The sequence below is a fragment of the Calidifontibacter terrae genome, from assembly GCF_054778835.1.
Window position 1 is genome coordinate 205,596 of the sequence record NZ_BAAGZF010000006.1, and the last position, 19,888, is coordinate 225,483.

At 67.2% G+C, this 19,888-nt stretch carries 16 protein-coding genes; 3 read left to right on the forward strand and 13 right to left on the reverse strand.

The annotated features are described in order from the left end of the window. Positions 1–106: 106 nt before the first annotated feature. From ACYU98_RS09215 to mraZ, 13 genes are all read right to left on the reverse strand, one after another. Complete coding sequence (locus ACYU98_RS09215) at positions 107–817, reverse strand: YggS family pyridoxal phosphate-dependent enzyme (protein WP_460467913.1); 711 nt, start codon at positions 815–817, stop codon at positions 107–109. Next, positions 814–1,464: a polyphenol oxidase family protein gene (locus ACYU98_RS09220; protein ID WP_460467914.1), complete on the reverse strand. Its 651-nt coding sequence runs from the start codon at positions 1,462–1,464 to the stop codon at positions 814–816. Before ACYU98_RS09220 ends, ACYU98_RS09215 begins: the two co-directional genes overlap by 4 nt. Before the next feature lie 78 nt (positions 1,465–1,542). After that, positions 1,543–2,844 carry a cell division protein FtsZ gene (gene ftsZ / locus ACYU98_RS09225; RefSeq protein ID WP_460467915.1) on the reverse strand — a complete coding sequence of 434 codons (1,302 nt, stop codon included), beginning with the start codon at positions 2,842–2,844 and terminating at the stop codon, positions 1,543–1,545. 82 nt (positions 2,845–2,926) lie between these two features. Continuing rightward, positions 2,927–4,375 carry a UDP-N-acetylmuramate--L-alanine ligase gene (gene murC, locus ACYU98_RS09230; protein WP_460467916.1) on the reverse strand — a complete coding sequence of 483 codons (1,449 nt, stop codon included), beginning with the start codon at positions 4,373–4,375 and terminating at the stop codon, positions 2,927–2,929. Then, positions 4,372–5,472 carry a UDP-N-acetylglucosamine--N-acetylmuramyl-(pentapeptide) pyrophosphoryl-undecaprenol N-acetylglucosamine transferase gene (locus ACYU98_RS09235; RefSeq protein WP_460467917.1) on the reverse strand — a complete coding sequence of 367 codons (1,101 nt, stop codon included), beginning with the start codon at positions 5,470–5,472 and terminating at the stop codon, positions 4,372–4,374. The genes murC and ACYU98_RS09235 overlap by 4 nt, the downstream gene beginning before the upstream one ends. A gap of 4 nt (positions 5,473–5,476) precedes the next feature. After that, positions 5,477–6,712, reverse strand: a complete 1,236-nt coding sequence (gene ftsW / locus ACYU98_RS09240) for a putative lipid II flippase FtsW (RefSeq protein WP_460467918.1) — start codon at positions 6,710–6,712, stop codon at positions 5,477–5,479. Between the two features lie 3 nt (positions 6,713–6,715). Beyond that, complete coding sequence (gene murD / locus ACYU98_RS09245) at positions 6,716–8,221, reverse strand: UDP-N-acetylmuramoyl-L-alanine--D-glutamate ligase (RefSeq protein ID WP_460467919.1); 1,506 nt, start codon at positions 8,219–8,221, stop codon at positions 6,716–6,718. Continuing rightward, positions 8,218–9,297, reverse strand: a complete 1,080-nt coding sequence (gene mraY / locus ACYU98_RS09250) for a phospho-N-acetylmuramoyl-pentapeptide-transferase (RefSeq protein WP_460467920.1) — start codon at positions 9,295–9,297, stop codon at positions 8,218–8,220. The genes murD and mraY overlap by 4 nt, the downstream gene beginning before the upstream one ends. Beyond that, positions 9,294–10,682 (reverse strand): UDP-N-acetylmuramoyl-tripeptide--D-alanyl-D-alanine ligase, encoded by a 1,389-nt coding sequence (locus tag ACYU98_RS09255; protein WP_460467921.1) that lies wholly within the window; start codon positions 10,680–10,682, stop codon positions 9,294–9,296. The genes mraY and ACYU98_RS09255 overlap by 4 nt, the downstream gene beginning before the upstream one ends. After that, positions 10,679–12,721 (reverse strand): peptidoglycan D,D-transpeptidase FtsI family protein, encoded by a 2,043-nt coding sequence (locus tag ACYU98_RS09260; RefSeq protein WP_460467922.1) that lies wholly within the window; start codon positions 12,719–12,721, stop codon positions 10,679–10,681. The genes ACYU98_RS09255 and ACYU98_RS09260 overlap by 4 nt, the downstream gene beginning before the upstream one ends. A gap of 3 nt (positions 12,722–12,724) precedes the next feature. Then, positions 12,725–13,366, reverse strand: coding sequence for a hypothetical protein (locus tag ACYU98_RS09265; RefSeq protein ID WP_460467923.1), 642 nt, complete (start codon positions 13,364–13,366; stop codon positions 12,725–12,727). After that, positions 13,363–14,343, reverse strand: a complete 981-nt coding sequence (rsmH, locus tag ACYU98_RS09270; RefSeq protein WP_460467924.1) for a 16S rRNA (cytosine(1402)-N(4))-methyltransferase RsmH — start codon at positions 14,341–14,343, stop codon at positions 13,363–13,365. The genes ACYU98_RS09265 and rsmH overlap by 4 nt, the downstream gene beginning before the upstream one ends. A 158-nt stretch (positions 14,344–14,501) precedes the next feature. Further along, on the reverse strand, positions 14,502–14,936 hold the full coding sequence (gene mraZ / locus ACYU98_RS09275) for a division/cell wall cluster transcriptional repressor MraZ (protein ID WP_460468354.1): 435 nt from the start codon (positions 14,934–14,936) through the stop codon (positions 14,502–14,504). A 403-nt stretch (positions 14,937–15,339) separates the two neighbouring features. On the opposite strand from mraZ, the gene ACYU98_RS09280 reads away from it, so the two are divergent. The 3 genes from ACYU98_RS09280 to ACYU98_RS09290 are packed head-to-tail and all read left to right on the forward strand — an operon-like array spanning position 15,340 to position 19,834. After that, on the forward strand, positions 15,340–16,356 hold the full coding sequence (locus ACYU98_RS09280) for an AAA family ATPase (RefSeq protein WP_460467925.1): 1,017 nt from the start codon (positions 15,340–15,342) through the stop codon (positions 16,354–16,356). After that, entirely contained in the window at positions 16,353–17,591 is a 1,239-nt protein-coding gene (locus tag ACYU98_RS09285) for a DUF58 domain-containing protein (protein ID WP_460467926.1), read from the forward strand. The genes ACYU98_RS09280 and ACYU98_RS09285 overlap by 4 nt, the downstream gene beginning before the upstream one ends. Then, positions 17,588–19,834 (forward strand): transglutaminase family protein, encoded by a 2,247-nt coding sequence (locus ACYU98_RS09290; protein WP_460467927.1) that lies wholly within the window; start codon positions 17,588–17,590, stop codon positions 19,832–19,834. The genes ACYU98_RS09285 and ACYU98_RS09290 overlap by 4 nt, the downstream gene beginning before the upstream one ends. The last annotated feature ends 54 nt before the right edge of the window (positions 19,835–19,888 follow it).

Consider the following 19,888-nt stretch of genomic DNA (forward strand, 5'->3'; position numbering starts at 1 on the left):
CCGCCGTTCGTCCGGTGGTCGCCGCTGACGCTACCGGCCGGTCGCGCCGATCCCGGGGATTACCAACCCGACACGCGGGCGTGTCGAACGATGATCCGAACCGCTTTCATTGAGCGGGGCGAGAGCCCAGGATCGCGCTGCCAACGCGCAGGTGGGTCGCGCCCGCAGCCACTGCCTGCTCCAAGTCGCCGCTCATCCCCGCGGAGATCCAGCGCGCCGAGCCAATCTGTCGCTGTAGGTCGGCCGCGTGCCGCTGCAGACGTGCGAACGCGACCGCCGGATCTTCGCCACGGGGGGCCACAGCCATCAGACCGCACAGTTCCAGAGTTTGCTCCTGCTCGACGGTCTCGATCAGTGTCTGCAGGTCCGCGCCGGGAAGCACTCCCCCGCGGCCGGGGTCATTGCCGTCGAGATCGACCTGCAGAAGAACCTGCAACTGCCGACCGGCGCGTTCGGCGCCCCGCGCCAGCGCACGGGCGATCTTCGGCCGATCCACCGAATGGACGACATCGGCATAGCTCGCCACGTGGCCGGCCTTGTTCGACTGCAGCTGACCAATGAAGTGGACCCGAAGCTCAGCGCGGTCGGCCTCGCTCAGCTCGGCGATCTTCGCGGCTGCTTCCTGGTCCTTGTTCTCGCCGATGTCGCTGACGCCGAGCTCGACCAGTCGGCGCACGTCGTCTGCCGGGAAGTATTTGGTGACAACCACCAGGCAGATCTCAGCTGCGTCGCGGCCCGCAGCCTCGGCCGCGCGGGCGATGCGGTGTCGTACGGTCTCGAGCCGCTGCTGCAACTCGGTGGTTCGTGGGTCGCTCATCGCGGTCGCCGACCAATCACTCCGGCGAACCGGCCAGCGCCCGGATCCCGGCGATGGGAGAAGAGCTGCTCGTTCTCGCGGGTGCAGCCAGCAACCCAGGTCAGCGGGACCTCGTCGGCGTGCAGTTGCGACACCACACCCGCCGCGACATCGATGGCCGGGGTTCCGCTCCAGGACACGGCAGCGCTAGCCGGTGCCACAGCAGCCGCGGCGTCACGCATCTGAGCAGGCACCTCGTAGCAACGGCCGCAGACCGACGGGCCGACGACGGCCTGCAGGTCGCGGGCGCCGAGTTCGCGCAATCGGCGTACGGCCGCCGGGACGACGCCGGCGGTCATTCCGGGCCGACCTGAGTGAACCGCCGCGATGAGCGGCGACTGCGTGTCGTACAGAAGGACCGGAGTGCAGTCGGCCACCAGGACAACCAACAAGTCATCAGCCGAATCGCTGATCTGAGCGTCACAGGTCGGCGGAACCGCTTGCGGGAGGACGGCCACCTCGTTGCCGTGAACCTGACTCATGAATCGCAGCTGCGATTCATCACGCCGCATCTCGTGAGCGACCCGGCGCCGGTTCTCGGCGACGGCGCTTGGGTCGTCACCGACATGAGCCCCGAGATTCAGCGAGGACCATCCGGCCCCGCTCACCCCACCCTGGGTATGCGTGAACGCGAGGTCGACGACACCGTCGCCAACCTCGCGTTCTACACGCCACCAAAACATCTGTTACTTCAGGAAGTCGGGCACGTCCAGGTCGTCGTCACCGTCGTCGAAGGTGACCTCACGCGGCGGGCGCGAGGTGGCGGCCTGCTGCACCTGGCCCGGGGCCTGCGCCGGACGCTCACCCTGACCGGCAGGCTGGCCTTGCTGAACCGACTGCTGGACGGGCTGCTGCGGCTGGGCCGCCGGAGCCTGCTGGCCGGCCGGTCGGACCTGCTGCGGCTGCTGATTGCCGGCGTCCGCTGCCGAGGCACCGTTTGCACCCTGAGCCGGGGCCTGGCCGCGCGGAGCCGAAGCGTCACGACGCTGCGGGCCACCCTGGACCTGGCCGAGGCCACGGTCGTCAGGACGCTTGGTCGGCGAACCACCATCGAAGCCGGCGGCGATGACGGTGACACGCACCTCGTCGCCGAGGGCGTCGTCGATGACCGCACCGAAGATGATGTTCGCCTCGGGGTGAGCGGCTTCCTGAACCAAGCGGGCCGCCTCGTTGATCTCGAAGAGACCGAGGTCGGAACCACCCTGGATCGAGAGCAGCACGCCCTGGGCGCCGTCGATGCTGGCTTCAAGCAGCGGGCTGGAGATCGCAAACTCGGCGGCCTGGACCGCACGGTCCTCGCCACGGGCCGAACCGATGCCCATCAGAGCGGAACCGGCACCCTGCATGACCGACTTCACGTCGGCGAAGTCGAGGTTGATCAGACCCGGGGTCGTGATCAGGTCGGTGATGCCCTGAACACCAGACAGCAGCACCTGGTCGGCGCTGCGGAAGGCGTCGAGCATCGACACGTTGCGGTCGCTGATCGACAACAGTCGATCGTTCGGGATCACGATGAGGGTGTCGACCTCGTCGCGCAGCGCGTTGATACCGAGGTCGGCCTGACCGGCGCGGCGGCGACCTTCGAAGGTGAACGGACGGGTGACCACACCGATCGTCAGCGCGCCGAGACTCTTGGCGATCTTGGCGACGACAGGTGCACCACCGGTGCCCGTTCCGCCGCCCTCACCTGCGGTGACGAAGACCATGTCGGCCCCCTTGAGGACCTCCTCGATCTCCTCGGAATGATCCTCGGCGGCCTTCTTGCCGACCTCCGGGTCGGCGCCAGCGCCGAGGCCACGGGTCAGCTCACGGCCGACCTCGAGCTTGACGTCGGCGTCACACATGAGGAGCGCTTGGGCGTCGGTGTTGATCGCAATGAACTCGACGCCCTTCAACCCGACCTCGATCATCCGGTTGACGGCGTTCACACCGCCACCGCCGATGCCGACGACCTTGATCACAGCGAGGTAGTTCTGGGGGGATGCCACGAAAGTTGACCTTCCGGATTGTTGGGGGTCGGGGCGACGTGCTCGCCCGCATACTACGCGGTGACAGGGCACCGCGCGACTGTCACGTTGTTGTTGAGGTTGACTGCTTCAGGCGGTCCAGGATCCGTGGTCCGAGCTGTGTCACGTCGCCGGCTCCGATGGTGATGACCAGGTCACCCGGTCGAACGATTGCCGCTACCAGATCGACCGTCTCCTGGGCGCTGTGTGTTCGGGTGCAGGGTCGGGTCATCGCGGCGGCGATGAGATCGCTGGAAACTCCTGGCATCGGCTGCTCACGCGCGCCGTATATATCCATGACGATTGCCACGTCTGCGCCATCGAGGGCACGCGCCATCGCATCCGCCTGGTCTCGGGTGCGCGAGTAGAGGTGCGGCTGAAACACGGCCACCAAGCGCCCCGCTCCTCGCAGGCTCCTACCACTGGCCACCATCGCGGCCAGCTTGCCCCCGTTGTGGGCGTAGTCGTCGACGACTCGAACGCCGCCGACCTCACCCTTGAGTTCAGATCGACGGGAGGTCCCCCGGAACGCGGCGACGGAAGCAACGGCGTCAGCTTCGGGGAGACCGAGGCCGTGGATCAGCGCGGCGACGACGCCGGCCGCGTTCTGCAGGTTATGGAGACCTGGAACCTCAACTTGAAGTTGAATCGGTTCACCCCCGCTATTGCGCAGGGTTGCCCGTCCGGACCAGCCACGCTCGGACAAGTCAGCGATAGACACATCGGCGCCCTCGGCAACGCCGTAGGTGATCACCCGCCGCTGCGCAGCGGCGGCCCACCGGCCGAGATCTGCCGCCCCCGGGTCATCAGCGCAGACCACCAACAACCCGCCGGGCTCAATCGTGTCGACGAAGTCGCGATACGCCTGCTGCAGGTTTTCGGTCGTGCCGTAAAAGTCGAGGTGGTCATCGCGCACGCTGGTGACGATGGCGATGCGTGGCCGGTAAACGACGAACGAGCCGTCGCTCTCGTCGGCTTCTACGACGAACGCCGCGCCCGCGCCCACGCCTGAGTTCGCTCCGATCCCGACAATCTCGGCACCGATCGCGAACGACGGGTCTTCGCCGAGCGCACGCAACGCGGCAACTGCCATTCCGGAGGTTGTGGTCTTGCCGTTCGCACCGGCCACCGCCAGACCGACGCGGCCACCCATGGTCATCGCCAGGGCCTGAGCGCGGTGCAGCACCTGCAGGCCACGCGATCGCGCCGCCGCCAGCTCGGGGTTGTCCTCGGTGATCGCCGACGAGATGACGACGATCGCGGTATCTGGCAGGCCGACCAGGTTGTCGGCGCTGTTGCCGACGGCGACTGCTGCGCCCGCCGCCCGAAGTTTGTCGAGCACCGGCGACTCCGCGTTGTCTGAACCGCTCACCTGCACCCCGCGGGCCATCATCAACCTGGCGACACCGGACATACCCGAGCCACCGATCGCGATGAAATGGGCGTGCTGAGTCAGCTTGATGTCGGGCAGTTCAACCGCGAAGTCGAACCGTTCGTTGACGCCGTCACTCACTTCGTCTCCTGCACAGCGCGCTCGACAAGATCGACCAGGGCATCGGCCGCTCCAGCATGCTGCTGCGCCGCCATCGCCGAACCCATGGTGGCCAGACGATCAGCGTCAGTGATCAACGGGACCAGGTGGTCGGTGACCCAGCCTGAGGTGAAGTCGTCGTTGGCGACCAGAAATGCGCCACCCGCGGCGACCGCGTCCGCGGCGTTCAGGTTCTGTTCTCCGTTACCAATCGGCAGCGGGACGAACACCGACGGCAGGCCCACCGCGCTCGTCTCACACACCATGCCCGCACCTGCACGAGCAACGACCAGGTCGGCGGCGGCGTAGCAGAGGTCCATCCGGTCGGCGTAGTCAAGAACGACGTAGGGCGCGGCGCCAGCGGGACGGTCGCTTACATCAATCGCCTTGCCACGGCCGGTGACATGCAAAACCTGCACCCCCGCCGCGGACAATGCGTCGCGCGCTCCCCAGGTTGCTTCGTTCAGCGAGATCGCACCCAACGAGCCACCTGTCACCAACAGCGTCGGACGATCGGGGTCGAGACCGAACCCGGCGCGAGCCGCCGCGCGGCCTGCTGAGCGGTCGAGACCGCTGATCTCGCGGCGCAAGGGCAACCCGATGACCTGCGCGTGGGGCAAGGGAGTGCTGGAGAAGGTGGTGGCGACGTACGGGGTCATTCGAGCGCCGAGCCGGTTTGCGAGCCCCGGACGGGCGTTCTGTTCGTGGATCACGAACGGCACTCGACCGCGCGCACCGAGATAGGCGGGGGTGCTGACGTGGCCACCGAACCCGACGACGACTGCCGCATCAATCTCATCCATGACGGCGCGGGTGTATTTCACCGCTGCACGGAACTTGCCCGGAAAGCGCAGGGCGGCCGCGTTGGGCCGACGAGGGAAGGCGACCTTCGGAATCAATGAGAGCTGATAGCCCCGGGCCGGAACGAGTTCCTCCTCCAAGCCGCCCTCGCTGCCGAGGACCCGAATGGTGATGTCGGGGTGGCGTTCACGAAGGGCATCAGCAGTAGCGAGAAGCGGCGAGACGTGGCCAGCGGTGCCACCGCCGGCCAACAGGACGCTGCGGATCGAAGAGGTCATGCAGTCATTGTCCGCGGCGGCCGGTTGGCAGCACAGCCCGGGTGCGGGCGACCAACCTCGGGCGCTGCGCCAAGGCGGCCTTGCATTCCGGTTCGTTGCGCGCAAAAGACAGCACCATGCCGAGCCCGAGCAGGTTCATCACCAACGCCGAACCACCGGAGGAAATCAGCGGCAACGGGACACCGATGATCGGCAGCAACCCGATCACCGAGGCGATGTTGACCAGGGCCTGCAACAAGATCCAGGTCATGACGCCCGTGGTGGCGAGCCGGACGAAGTAGTCCTTGCTGGTCGCGATCAGGCGGTAACAGGCGTAGGCGATCGCGGCATAAAGCGCGAGCACGGTGAGGGTTCCGGGGAGGCCGAGCTCCTCGCCGATGACGGCAAAAATGAAGTCATTGTGGGCCTCGGGCAACCACGACCATTTTTCCCGGCTCGCCCCCAGCCCGACACCGAACCAGCCACCGTCGGCCAACGCGTATTGGCCGTGAACACGCTGCCAGCAGCCGGCGGAGGTGCTGGTCGGGCAACTGCCGAGCCAGGCATCGATCCGGCCGGTGCGGTTGCCTGAGGTCATCACGAAGACGGTCACCGCAGCTGCGGCGGCGACAGCTGCGCCGGCGAAGAAGCGCATCCGAATCCCGGAGACGAACATGATCGAGGCGACAATCCCGAGCAGCACCAGGGCCGTTCCGAGGTCGTGGCCCATCATCACCAGAGCGAGGAACAGCAGAACGACCGGCACCAACGGGATGACGACGTGTTTGGCTTCCAGCAGGCGCTTTCGCTTCAGCATCAGAATGCCGGAGGAGATCAACACCAGGGCGAGCTTGCCGAACTCCGAAGGCTGCGCGGTGACTCCACCGAACGCGATCCAGTTCTGGTTGCCGAGGCGGGAGACGCCCAAGCTGGTGAACACCAAGAACTGCGCCAGAACCGCCACCGCATAGGCCGGCAGCGCGAGGCGTTTCCACCAACTCACCCGGATCCGGGACGCGACGAACGCGACGACGACGCCGATCACGGCGAAGGTGAGCTGGTTCAGAAAAACGGTGTAGGAAGATCCGCTCGATTGATACGAGGTGACGCTCGAGGCCGAAAGAACCATGATCAGCCCGAACACCGTCAGCAACGATGTCGCGCCCAGCAGCAGGTAATAGGGCGCAGTCGGCGACTCCATCCGCGCCAAGGTCGCGCGCCAATCGAAACGGGCGAACTGTCCCGGTGAATCAGCGGTCATGACTCAGGCTGTTTCGTCGAGGGCGTGCACCGCTGCGGCGAACGCGTCGCCGCGGGCAGCGTACGAAGGGAACATGTCGAGGGAGGCCGCTGCGGGCGACAACAGCACCACATCACCGTCGTGGGCAAAGCCCGCGGCATGGCGTACGACCTCGTTCATGACCCCAGTGTCGGTGTCGTCAACGACGACCACCGGAACATCCGGCGCGTGTCGCGCGATTGCCTCGCCGATGGCCTGCCGGTCGGCGCCGAGCAGCACCGCTGCCCGCAACCGGTGGGCGTGCTTGCGCACCAGATCATCGACGTCGGCGCCCTTGAGTTGGCCACCGGCGATCCAGACCACCGGGTCGAATGCCCGCAGCGCGGCGTCGGCGGCCGGCGGATTCGTCGCCTTCGAATCATCGATCCAACGCACCCCCGCACGGGTCGCGACCATCGCCAGCCGATGCGGCTGCGGACGGTAGGCGCGCAGGCCGTCACGAACCGCCAGCGGGCGTACGCCGAACGCTCGGGCCAGGGCCGCAGCCGCCAGTGCGTCGCTGACATAGTGGGGCGCCGGTGGTGCCCCGTCTAGCCCGAGGTCGCCAAGTTGGCACAACTCGGCGGCATTGCGTTGACGGTCGTCAACGAATGCTCGGTCGGCAAGGACGTCCTCGACGATGCCGAGCATCGACGGGTGGGGCATGCCCAACGTGAACCCAACGGCACGGCAACCGTCGACCACCTCGGCGTCCATCACCAACTGTTCGGTGACCGACTCGTCGACGTTGTAGATGCACGCCACCTGGGTTCGGTCGTAGACCCTGCCCTTCTGGCGGCGGTATTCCTCGAACGAGCCGTGCCAGTCGAGGTGGTCCGGTTCGACGTTCAGACAGCAGGACGCGAACGGCGAGATGCTGCGCGACCAATGAAGTTGGAAGCTGGACAGTTCGACGGCGATCACGTCATAGGGCTCGGGGTGGAGCACTGCTTCAAGGATCGGCAATCCGACGTTTCCTGCCGCGGTCGCCCGCAGGCCGCCGGCTCGCAGGATCGACTCCAGCATTGTGACGGCCGTGGTCTTGCCGTTGGTGCCGGTGATCGTCAGCCAGGGCGCCGCGCCCTCACGCCGGCGCATTCGCCACGCGAGCTCGACTTCTCCCCAGACGGGCACCCCGCGCTCTTGCGCGTCGACCATCAAGGGATGCGTCGGCCGGACCCCGGGCGAGGTAACGACAAGTTCGGTGCCCTCGGGAACCTGCTGCTGGTGGTCGGCGCCGAAGCGCACCACTCCCCCGAGGATGTCGAGGATGTGGGCTCGCTCGGCGACGGTCGGCGACTCGTCGGTGGACAGCACGGTGACCTGCGCCCCGCGCTCGAGCAACGCATCCGCCGCGGCGAACCCGCTCAGGCCGAGGCCCATCACCACCACCTGCAAGCCCGACCAGTCGGCGTCGCCGTGAGTGAGATCGCGGTCGCCGCCGCGGGGTTCGTACGAAGGGTCTACCGGCCAGTGCTTCGGCTCGGTCATGCTCCGACGACCCACTCGGCATAGAACAAACCGAGGCCGAGAGCGACGCACAATCCGGCAATGATCCAGAACCGGATCGTCACGGTGATCTGTTCCCACCCGAGCATCTCGAAGTGGTGATGAATGGGTGCCATTCGGAACACCCGTTTACCCCGGGATTTGAACGACCCGACCTGGATGATCACCGACAGGGTCTCCATCACGAACAGGCCACCGAGCACCACGACGAGCAGTTCGGTACGGGTGCAGATCGCCAGGCCGGCGAGGGCGCCACCCAGCGCGAGCGAACCGGTGTCGCCCATGAAGATTTTGGCCGGCGACGCGTTCCACCACAGGAAGCCGAAACACGCGCCCATGACGCAGGCTGACACCAACGCGAGGTCGTGTGGGTCGCGTACGTCGTAGCACTTGTTGCTGCCGATCCATTCGCAGTTCTGGTTGAACTGCCAGATGCTGATCAGGGTGTACGCGGCGAAAACCATCACGCTGGCTCCGGTGAGCAGACCGTCGAGACCGTCGGTGAGGTTGGTCCCGTTGGAGGTGCCGGCGATCATCAGGTTTGCCCACAGCACGAACAGCACGGTCGCCAAACCGGTTCCGGCGAAAGCGAAGTTGAACCAGGTGTCGCGCACGAACGAGACGTGGAAACTGGCCGGGGTGCGGCCGCCGACGTCAGGGAAGTGCACCGCCATCACCGCAAAGGTGACGCCGATAAATGTCTGCGCGGTGAGCTTTTGCCAGGCTCGCAGACCCAACGACCGCTGTTTGCTGATCTTGGTCCAGTCATCGGCGAACCCGACCAGTCCGAGACCGACCAGGAGATACATCACCAGCAGACCCGACGCCGACGGCACGGTCCACAGAACCAGGTGGGCGATGAAATAGCCCAGGACACAGCCCATGATGATCACCGCACCACCCATCGTGGGGGTGCCACGTTTGGTGTGGTGGGTGGTCGGACCGTCATCGCGGATGAACTGCCCATATCCGCGGCGTACCAAGAATTTGATGAAGGTCGGGGTGCCCACCAGGCCGGTGACGAGCGCCACGAGCGCCCCGATCAAAATGGCCTTCACTGCTGGGCCTTTCCATCTGCGTCGACAATTCGATCGCCAAGGTATCGCAGACCACTGTCTCGACTGGACTTCAACAGCACGACGTCGCCCCGGCGTGTCTGCCCGGTGATCAGGTCAAAGGCCGCGTCGACATCGTCGACGTGGATAACCTCCACCGACGAACCGGCGCCCGCGCCGATCAGGTCGGCGCCAGCGCCCACCGTCACGAGTAGGTCGATGCCGAGGGCGGCAACAATCTCGCCCACACCGCGGTGTTCCTGCGCTGAGGCGTCGCCGAGTTCCAGCATCTGTCCCAGGACCGCGATCCGCCGACCGGAGGTCGTCATGCCGGCCAAGGCGCGCAGCGCAGCGCCCATCGAGTCCGGGTTCGCGTTGTAGGCGTCGTTGACGATCGTGACACCACTGCTCAGTTCGTGGACTTCCATCCGCCAGCGGCTGACCGGGGTCGCGCTCTGCAGACTGCGGACGATGTCGTCGGCCGGAACGCCGAGGTGGCGGGCGGTGGCGTAGACCGCCAGCGCGTTGCCGACGTGGTGGCTGCCGAACAGACCGAGGGTGATCCGCCGGGGTGCCCCGTCGCCCAGCACCGTGAACGTGGCACGGCTGCGGTCGTCGAGGGCGATCTCCGTGGCGCGCAGGTCGGCGTCGTCACTGGTGCCGACCAGCACCACCTTCGCGGTCGTACGAGGCGCCATCGCGCGCACCATCGGATCGTCGGCGTTGAGCACAGCCAGACCATCGGCCGGGAGGGCTTCGACGAGCTCACCCTTGGTTCGGGCAATGCCCTCGACCGATCCGAACTCCCCCACGTGGGCGCGACCGACATTGAGCACAATCCCGACCTGCGGCGGGGCGATCCCGGTGAGGTAGGCGATGTGGCCGAGACCGTTGGCGCCCATCTCGGCGACGAGATACCGCGTGTGCGTGGTGACCCGGCAGACGGTCAGCGGAACGCCCATCTCTGAGTTCAGCGAGCCTTCCGGCACCACGGTGGGCGCGAGCGGGCTGAGGACCTGACCCAGCAGGTCCTTGGTGGAGGTCTTGCCGGAGCTTCCGGTGATCCCGATGACCGTGAGGTCGGCGGCCGCGTCGATGACCGCGCGTGCCAGCACACCAAACGCATGTTGTACGTCGTCGACGACCACGGTCGGCATGCCGTCGATCGCTCGCGACCCCAGGGTCGCAACGGCGCCGGCCCGCTGCGCGGAACCGGCGAAGTCGTGTCCGTCGGCGAACTCACCGACCCGGGCGACGTAAAGGCCCCCCGGCCCTGCGACCCGCGAGTCCGACACGACCGGCCCATCAACCACCATCTCCCCGCTGCCCGGTGGGACGAGACGCCCCTGCACGGCCGACGCAATCTGCGCCAGGGACATCGCGATCATTTCTTGGCCTTCGAGGGGTCGTAAGTGAGGTCGTACAACACCGGCTTGGTGGTGCTGGGCGGAACCTTGCCGCGCTGGAGGGCAGCCAGCATCAGCTGGGAGAAGACGGGAGCGGCAACCTCGCCACCGTAGATGCTCGTCTTCGGACGCTGCAGCACCACCGAGATGATGTAGCGCGGCTTCTCCGCCGGCGCGAAACCGATGAAGGATGCGGTGTAGCCGTTGTAGCGGCCCAGACTCTCGTCGTAGCGCTCGGCGGTTCCGGTCTTACCGGCGACGTTATAGCCGGGAACGGCGGCCTTCTTGGCGGTGCCTCGATCGTCGATGACACCTTGCATCATCTTGGTGACCGCAGCGGCGACGGTCGGCGAAACCACCCGTTGCGGGCTCCGGGTGTCGACCGGGGCGGAGTAGCTGCCATCGGCGTTCTGGACACCCTTCACCAGCTTGATCGGCTCGCGGACGCCGCCGTTGGCGATGGTCTGGAAGACACCCAACTGCTGGACCGCGGTGCTGGAAAGACCCTGGCCGAACAGCACGGTGTAGCGGGTGCTGCCGCTCCACTTCTGAAACGGCTTGACGATGCCCCGCTGCTCACCGGGGAAGTTCACCCCGGTGGGCTGACCCAGTCCGAACTTGGCCATATAGGAGCTCAGGGTGGCGGGCGACATCTTCTCGCCAACCTCGATGGTGCCGATATTGGACGACTTCGCCAGCACCCCGGCAACGGTCAAGTTTTCGGTGCCGTGTTCCTCAGAGTCTTTGAAGTTCTTGCCGGCTCGCGGCAGCCGGTTCGGCACGACGTACTGCGATGCCGGGGTGGCAATGCCTTCTTCCAGCGCGGCCGACATGGTGACGACCTTGCTGGTCGAACCCGGCTCGAACGCCTCGCTGAACGGTCGCGACAGCAACGTGGTGCCGGTCGCCGTCGACATCGAGTTGTTGTCGAAGCTGGGCGCGCTGGCGACAGCCAACAGGTTGCCCTTGAGGTCCATCACCACGGCGTCGCCACTCAGCGCGCCGGACTTCTGGACAGCCGAGGAGATGAGGTTCTGGGCCTGCCACTGCAGGTCGTTGTCGATGGTGAGCTGCACGCCCTTGCCATCGACTGCCGGGGTGTCGGAGTTGTTCGCGGTCGCGATGACTGTGCCATCGGGTGCGCGCTCATAGAGGTGCACACCGGGGGTGCCGTTCAAGGCCGAGTTGTCCATCTGCTCGATGCCTCCACCGGGGGTGCCATCACCGTTCACCCAGCCGACCAGGGGCGACACGGAGGTGCCCTGGGGGTATTGACGCTTCACGGTGCGCTCGCTGAAGATGCCCGGGATCTGCAGGTCGGCGATCTTGTTCCACTGATCCGGCGAGATGTCCTTGATCAGGTAGAGGAACCGGCGCTTCTTGTCGTTGGCCTGCTGCAGCGCGGTGAGCATCTGCCCGGAATCACCGCCGACGATCGGAGCGATCGCGTCGACGACGCCCTGCAGCCCGACGGTGCGCGGGGTTTTAGTGATCGGGTCCTTCACCTTGTAGGTGCTGGCTGCGACCGGGTCGGCGGTCACGTTCCGTCGTTCAATCGAGCGCGCGAGCACCACGCCGTTGGCGTCGACGATGTCGCCGCGCAGGGAGGGGATGGTCTGCTTCTGAGCCCGCTCGACGAATGCCTTCTGGGCCACGGCGGCAGCATCGATGCCCTGCACCCGGAACAGTTGCGCAACAAAAACGGTGAGCACCATCAACACCGCGACCAGCAGGAACCGCGCGCGCCGACGCGGATGCCCAAGCCCGAGGCGTACGGGTTCGGGGCGCCGGGGACCGCGCGACCCTCCCGAGGTTGATGCGGCGCGGCTGCGTCGCTCACGGGTGAGGTCGACCGATGGGCTCTTACCGGCTGAGTTGCTCTTGCCGGCGGAGGCGTTCCTGACGGGACGCGCATCCGTCGATCGCCGCTGAGCCGTCGGCTTCCCACCTCGTCCACCGGCAGCCGAAGTCGGCCGCTTGCTCGTCGGGGGTCGCTGCCCCGTCGGACGGGAAGGAGTCACTGGTCACCTCGCGGGGGTCGGCTTCGCCGACGTCTTGGACTGCGTGTTCTTCGTAGCGTTGTTCGTGGTGTTCTGCTGGGCCTGCGACGGGACGGCCGGAGCCGATTCCGCCTGCGTCACCGGAGCCAGCGTGGGCTTCGGTGCCGCAATCACCACCGACTGACCGGCCGTCGAAACCGCCAGTCCGGCGAGCTTCGAGGTCGGGGTGGTCGGCAGCGTGTCAACGGTAAACGCGGAGCCCACGGCTGCACCGCTCGCCACGCCGACGACCCGGCGATCAGATGCCCGGACGTAGGTCACCTTGCTGGCGGGGGCCAGGCCCATCTCCTGTGCCTTGAGCGCCAACTGCTGCGGCGCGGACAGCGCGTCGATCTCCGAGCTCAGTTCCTGCTGGGTGCCGGCCAGCCGCGACGTCTGAGATTGCAGGTCGTCGATCGTGTATTGCTGCTGGGCGCGCGCGGTGTTCAGCAACAGCACGCTCAGGAAACCGGCGACGACCAGCGACACGCAGAGAACGACGAAGCCAATGCCGGACTGCTGCGCCACGGCCGGCTGGACCAGCTTCAAGCGGGCGCGAGTTGCGGTCGGGTTCGCTCCGCGCGGAGCGCGGCGCAGCGGCAGACGGGCGGAGGCGATCTGGCTCATCGCGAGGTTCCCTTCGTGGGGCGAAGACGTTCGGCGGCGCGCAACCGGGCGGAGGCAGCGCGGGGGTTCGTGGCGGTCTCGGTCTCCGGCGGCTGTTCGGCACCGCGGGTGAGGAGCTTGAGGTACGGCTGGTGTTCGGGCAGTTCCACGGGAAGGCCGACCGGGGCGGTCGAGCGGGCGCCTTCGGCGAGCGCCCGTTTGGTGATGCGGTCCTCGAGCGAGTGGTAGGACAGCACCGCTACCCGGCCACCGACTGCGAGTGCATCGATCGCGGCAGGCAGCGCTGCCGACCAGCTCGCCAATTCGGCATTGACTTCGATCCGCAACGCCTGGAACGTGCGTTTGCCGGGGTGACCGCCGGTGCGCTGCGATGCAGCCGGGATGGCAGCGCGCAACACCTCCATGAGGTCATCGGAGGTGACGATCGGCGTGGTTTCCCGACGGCGTACGACCGCCCGCGCGACGCGCGCAGCGAACCGCTCCTCGCCGTAGTCCCGCAGGATGCGAGCAATGTCGCGTTCGTCGTAGGTGGCGAGCACGTCGGCGGCGGTGAGCGACTCGGTCTGGTCCATCCGCATGTCCAGCGGGGCGCTGCGGCTGTAGGCGAACCCACGCTCCTGCTCGTCCAGTTGCAACGAGGAGACGCCGAGGTCGAACAGGCAGGCGTCGATGTGGTCGATCCCAAGCTCGGCGAGCGCCGGCACCGCGTCGTCGTAGCGGGCGTGGACCGGAACGAAACGGTCACCGAACGGTGCAAGCCGCTCCCCCGCCAACCGCAGCGCCTCGGTGTCGCGATCGACGCCGTACGCGACGGCCTGCGGGCAGGCGGTCAGGATTGCTTCGGTGTGGCCACCCATGCCGAGGGTCCCATCGACATAGACCGCCTGCGGCGAATCCAGGGCGGGCGCCAACAACTCGACAATGCGGTCGCGCATGACCGGCACATGCCGGTCTGCTGCGGGCCGTTCGTCGCTCATCGTCGTCCTCGGGTTGGTGGGGGCGGCTGGTGGGAAGTGATTCCTGATCGATCGGTGCTCTGCTGCTGGGTTCCGGTCCCCAGCCGCCAGAACTGTCGGCACCGGGGAAGTGATGTCGACCGCTCGGGAGCGGATGGAGGCCGCAGCTCAGCAGCAGGTCAGAACAGACCGCCAGGAATCACCTCCTGGGCCTGGTCGGCGAATTCGTCTTCGGTTGCCGCGAGCAACTCGTTCCACGCGGTCGTGTCCCACAGCTCCACGCGGTTGCCCGCGCCGATGACCGTGCAGTCTTTGGAGAGCCCGGCGTAGTCGCGCAGGATCGCCGGAATGGTGATGCGGCCCTGCTTGTCGGGGACCTCGTCGGAAGCGGCCGACAACATCACGCGCTGGAAGTTACGAACGGCACGATTGGTGACGGGCGTGTTGGCCATCTCGCCCGCGAGCTTCTCGAAGTCAGCCATCGCGAAGATGTAGAGGCAGCGTTCCTGGCCACGGGTGACCACCAACCCCGATGCCAACTTGTCGCGAAACTTCGCCGGCAGGAACATCCGGCCCTTCTCGTCCAGACGCGGCTGGTGGGTGCCCAGAAACAAAGTCATGGCCACACCCCTTTCCACCCGCACACTGCCCGGTTACTCCTGATGCCTCCACTTTACTCCACCAATCCCCACTTGTCGCCCCCTCAGGTCGTTCAGAGGCGACTAATTTCGGTGTTTCCGCAGGTCAGCGTCGGTGGTGTGGAGTGGAGCAAATCTGGCTCGGATCGGGTCGCGGAGCCTGTCTCATCGACCGTCACTCACCTCGGTTCCGCGCAATCTCGGGCACAGATGCCTCAATGCGGGTCCGAACCGGCAGGCGGTGGAGCGAAGTGGAGGGTTGCGTCGGACGACTCCCTGACATCTGCTGGTGGCCCAGCGGGGCGTTGGACTGCCCTCAGTTCCCCAGGTTTTCCCAGCAGGGCACCCGTCCGGTGACCTGATCAGGCAGGATCGAGGGATGGATGCCCCTCGCCACGATGTCGCTGCCCCGACGACCGTTGCGCCGCAGCAGATCGATGACCTCTCGCTGGATCAGGTCCACGAGGTCGCCGATCGCATCCACGGCGCGGTCTCCCAGGTGATCGAGGGCAAACCCGACGCCGTACGCATCGCACTCATCGTGCTGCTGGCCGAGGGCCACCTGTTGATCGAGGATGTCCCCGGCGTTGGCAAAACGATGCTCGCGAAGTCGCTCGCCCGCTCGATCGACTGCACGATGCGACGCGTCCAGTTCACCCCGGACTTGCTGCCCAGCGACATCACCGGAGTGAGCGTCTTCAACCAGGACAGCCGTTCCTTCGAGTTCCGCCCGGGCGCGGTCTTCGCCAACATCGTGGTCGGCGACGAGATCAACCGCGCCTCCCCCAAGACACAGTCGGCCTTGTTGGAATGCATGGAAGAAGCCCAGGTCACGATCGACGGCCACACCTATCCGATGGCCCGACCGTTCATGGTCATGGCGACGCAGAATCCGATCGAGATGGAGGGCACCTACCCGCTGCCCGAGGCGCAGCGGGACCGATTCATGGCCCGCATCTCGATGGGCTACCCCTCCCCAGCTGCCGAACTGGCCATGCTCGACTCCCACGCCGCCGCCGACCCACTGCAGGCGCTGCGCCCGGTGACCGACGCGGCGACCATCGCCGCCGCCGCCCGCCGAGTCGCCCGGATCTACGCCAGCCCGGCCTTGCAGCAATACATCATCGACTTGGTCCATGCGACCCGTACGACCAGTGCGTTGCGCCTGGGCGCCTCCCCGCGCGCCGCGCTCAGTCTTTTACGCGCGGCGCGCGCCGCGGCGGCGCTGGACCGCCGCGACCACGTCATCCCCGAGGACGTGCAGCGACTCGTGGTCCCGATGCTCGCGCACCGGGTGATCCTGTCGGCCGACCAACAACACCTCGCCCACGGCTCCTCCGATGTGCTCGAGCAACTCGCCCACCGCGTACGGGTGCCCAGCGGCAGCAAGCCGTGACCCGCAGATCCCGCTTCACCGGACGTGGCCGGGCCTTTTGTTCGGCCGGCGTCACGCTCTTCGTCTGCGGCCTGGTTCTGGGCTACCCCGACATCACCCGCCTCGGCCTCTTGCTGCTGCTCCTGGCCGTCGTCGGCCTGCTGTTGGCGCGCCGCCGAGCCGCCCGCGTGCACCTCGAGCGGGAAATTGTGCCGCCGGTGGTGTCGGTCGGTGACCGCGTCGCGGTCCGCGTTCGTTTCCAGAACAACGATCGTCGCCGCACCCGCACCGGGTTGGCCCAAGAGGACGTCGCCTACGTTCTCGGCGACCCTCGCCGGTTCGTGCTCGCGGCGATGGGCCCCGGCGATGGTCAGCAGGTCGACTATGGCGTGGCGACCCTGGTGCGCGGTGAACACTTGGTCGGCCCTGTTCACATCACGATCACCGATCCATTCCGAGTGACCACCCGCGAGGTCACCATCGACCGACAGGACGTGGTCACCGTGCTGCCGAAGATCGTGCCGCTGGGCGCCCAGCGGCCACCCGGCGCCGGCTCGGGCCAAGACGGCAGCGCCCCGGCGATGGTCGCGTTGCACGGCGAAGAAGACATGAGCATCCGGGCCTACGCCGACGGTGACGACCTTCGCAAGGTGCACTGGCCGGCGACCGCACACCGCGGCGAACTCATGGTTCGACAGACCGATCGCCCGTCCCTGCGGTCCTGCACGCTGGTGCTCGACAGCCGCGCCAACGTACATGCCGGTCCCCCGGAGTCATCGTCGTTCGAATGGGCGATCAGCGCCTTGGCCTCGGTCGCTGTCCGGATGCACGACCTGGGCTACCTCATTCACCTGGTCACCCAGGAGACCGTGGATGCCGATCGTGCCGCAGCCGCGATGTCAGTTGACCAGGTGCACCTGTGGCTGGCCCGGGCAAAGCCCGGGGACGACGCTGGATTCGAGCGCGTCCTGGCGACCGCCGGTGACGTCGGCTCGACCGGGAGCACCATCGTCGCGGCGCTCGGCGATCACTTGAGCTCGTACGTCGATCGCGTCGCCGGGCTGCGCCGCGCGGGATCACCCGCCCTGGGATTCGTGCTCCGGGCAGACACCTTCGGGCCCATCGAACCGCCGCTGCACCCGCACGGCTTGGAAGCCGCCGGCTGGCGGATCCAGGAGGTCGACGACACCACGACGATCGCCGCGGCGTGGACCGCAATCAGCCGCCGCTCGCTGATCCGGGTGGGCTCCCTGTGAGAGCTCAGATCGGTCGCTCCGTGCTCGCGGCCCTCGCCACGATCGTTGCCGCCTGGCCGCTGACCACCCTGATCCAAGGCAACCGTTGGCTCGGCGACCTCGTGGTCCTCATTCTCGGCACGACGGTGTTCGCCATCTGTTGGCGCCTGCTTCGGTTGCCCGAGGTCCTGCTGCTGCCCGCCCAGGTCATCTCGGTCGGCGCCACCGTCTGGGCGTTCTACGTCCGCACCTCCGGCTCCGGCGCCCTTGATGTCGCTCGAACCTTGGCCAACGAGGCCGACCACACGATCCGGTCGTACGCCGCGCCGGCGCCCGAGACGACCGGGTTGACCGCCGCTGTTGTGCTGTTCGTCGGCCTGCTGGCGGTGCTCACCGAGTACATCGCGGTCAGCCTCGCCAGCCCCGCGGTGGCGGGACTGCCCCTGATGTCGATCTATTTGGTGAGCGCCGCGAACTCCGTCGACGGGCTGGCGCCACTTTACTTCGCGGCTGCAGCCGGGGCGTGGTTGCTGCTCCTGGCGGTCGATGAGTGGGCCAGGATCAGCGCTTGGGCCACGAACCGCACCCGGCCGACGACGCCATCGCCGTTGGCCGACCGGATCGGTCTGGCCGCGTTCTCCTCGACCGGACGGATCGCAGCCGCCCTGGCCATCATCGGGGCGCTGTTGTTGCCGCCGATTCTGCCGAGCAACAGCGCTCAGTTCATCGGCGACGGCCTCGGCCGTAGCGGCAGCGGCGCCCGCGCCGGCGTCGGGCTCAGCAGCACCGCCGACCTCGCCAAGAGCTTGGTCAGTAACTCCAAGCAGCCGGTGCTCACCTACCGCTCCACCGAAATCAGCCCCGCGGTGCTGCGGGTGTTCGTCGCCAGCGACTACAGCAACGGGGTGTGGAATCAACGCACCGAGCCCGAGACTCGGGTCGGCAGCAACGACTCGCCTATTCCACCCGCGGGAATGGACGACATCTCGAGGTTCGGAACCGAACAGGTGACGATCGACAGCAGCACCCTCCAAGCCGGTCAGATCGCCGCGCCCGCGCCGCCGGTGCGCGTGTCTATGCCGGGTAGTTGGACCTACGAGCCGTCGACATCGGTCATCCATCCGCGCAGCGCCGCCCAGAACTACGCGGTCACCTATCCGATCATCGGCTCAGCCGCCCGGCCGTCGTCGAACGCCGCAGTGACCGATTTCCCCGAGCAGCTGCTGGTTCCGCAACGGGCGATCCCGGCGCTCAACACCGCGCTGCGGCAGGTCGCGCCGGCGACGAACAAGTTCGATCGAGCGCGCAATATTCAGGACTGGTTCCGCGGCGAGGGCGGTTTCTCCTACGACTTACAGCTCGCGCCCACCCGCAAGGACGCCACAGGGCGCAATGTCGACCCGTTGACGAACTTCCTGCTGACCAAACAGGGCTACTGCGTGCAGTTCGCCAGCGCGATGATCATGATGGCGCGGCTGGAGGGCATCCCGGCCCGCATGGCGCTCGGCTTCCTATCGGGCACCCCCAACACATCTGGGACCTTCACCGTGGTGCAGGCCGATGCACACGCCTGGCCCGAGTTGTACTTCCCGGGCATGGGGTGGACCCGGTTCGAGCCGACACCGGGGTCGCGGTCTGGTGACGTGCCGATGTACGCCCAGAGCACCGCCTCGGTCTCCCGCAACACCCAGGGCACCGCCACTTCCAAAAGCGTCACCAGCTCTACGGCCAGCTCGGCGGCCACATCGACTACATCCGCGCCCACTGCGGCAGCCGGCGGTTCCCACCCGCAGTGGTGGCAGGGGCTGGGTTGGGTGGTGCTCGTCGCCCTCGTCCTGGGTGCGCTCGGTGCTCTGCTGCCGGCGCTGTCGCGTTGGGGCCGCAGCCGCGAGCGATCCGCCGCTGACAACCCCCAGCGCCAAGCGGAGATCGAGTGGACCCAGTTCCAGGACGACCTGGCCGACCTCGGCGTCCCCCGCCCGCGTCCCAGCTCGCCGCGGGCGCAGTTGGCGCACTACCGCCGTACCGCTGGGATTTCCGGCGCAGCCGATGGCGCCTTGCAACGCGCGACGGCCACGCTGGAACGAGCTCGCTATGCCCGCCCCGAGGACAGCCTTGATGTCCACGAGGACTCCAAGGTCGTCGTGGAATCCGTACGCCGCAATGCCTCCTGGCGACGGCGAGTCTTGGCCGCGGTGGCCCCCCGCTCGGCGCTGCGCTACTTGCCTGGGCGGCGCCGGAACGAGCCCGATGACCTCGACTGAACGAACCGAGCCCCAGCCGTTGACGGCTGGGGCTCGGTCATATCGACTGAAGGA

Coding starts and splice junctions, on each gene's coding strand:
- ACYU98_RS09215 (WP_460467913.1), bottom strand. CDS start 817: ATGAGCGACCCACGAACCACCGAGTTGCAGCAGCGGCTCGAGACCGTA.
- ACYU98_RS09235 (WP_460467917.1), bottom strand. CDS start 5,472: ATGACCTCTTCGATCCGCAGCGTCCTGTTGGCCGGCGGTGGCACCGCT.
- ftsW (WP_460467918.1), bottom strand. CDS start 6,712: ATGACCGCTGATTCACCGGGACAGTTCGCCCGTTTCGATTGGCGCGCG.
- murD (WP_460467919.1), bottom strand. CDS start 8,221: ATGACCGAGCCGAAGCACTGGCCGGTAGACCCTTCGTACGAACCCCGC.
- ACYU98_RS09255 (WP_460467921.1), bottom strand. CDS start 10,682: ATGATCGCGATGTCCCTGGCGCAGATTGCGTCGGCCGTGCAGGGGCGT.
- ACYU98_RS09265 (WP_460467923.1), bottom strand. CDS start 13,366: ATGAGCCAGATCGCCTCCGCCCGTCTGCCGCTGCGCCGCGCTCCGCGC.
- rsmH (WP_460467924.1), bottom strand. CDS start 14,343: ATGAGCGACGAACGGCCCGCAGCAGACCGGCATGTGCCGGTCATGCGC.
- ACYU98_RS09280 (WP_460467925.1), top strand. CDS start 15,340: ATGGATGCCCCTCGCCACGATGTCGCTGCCCCGACGACCGTTGCGCCG.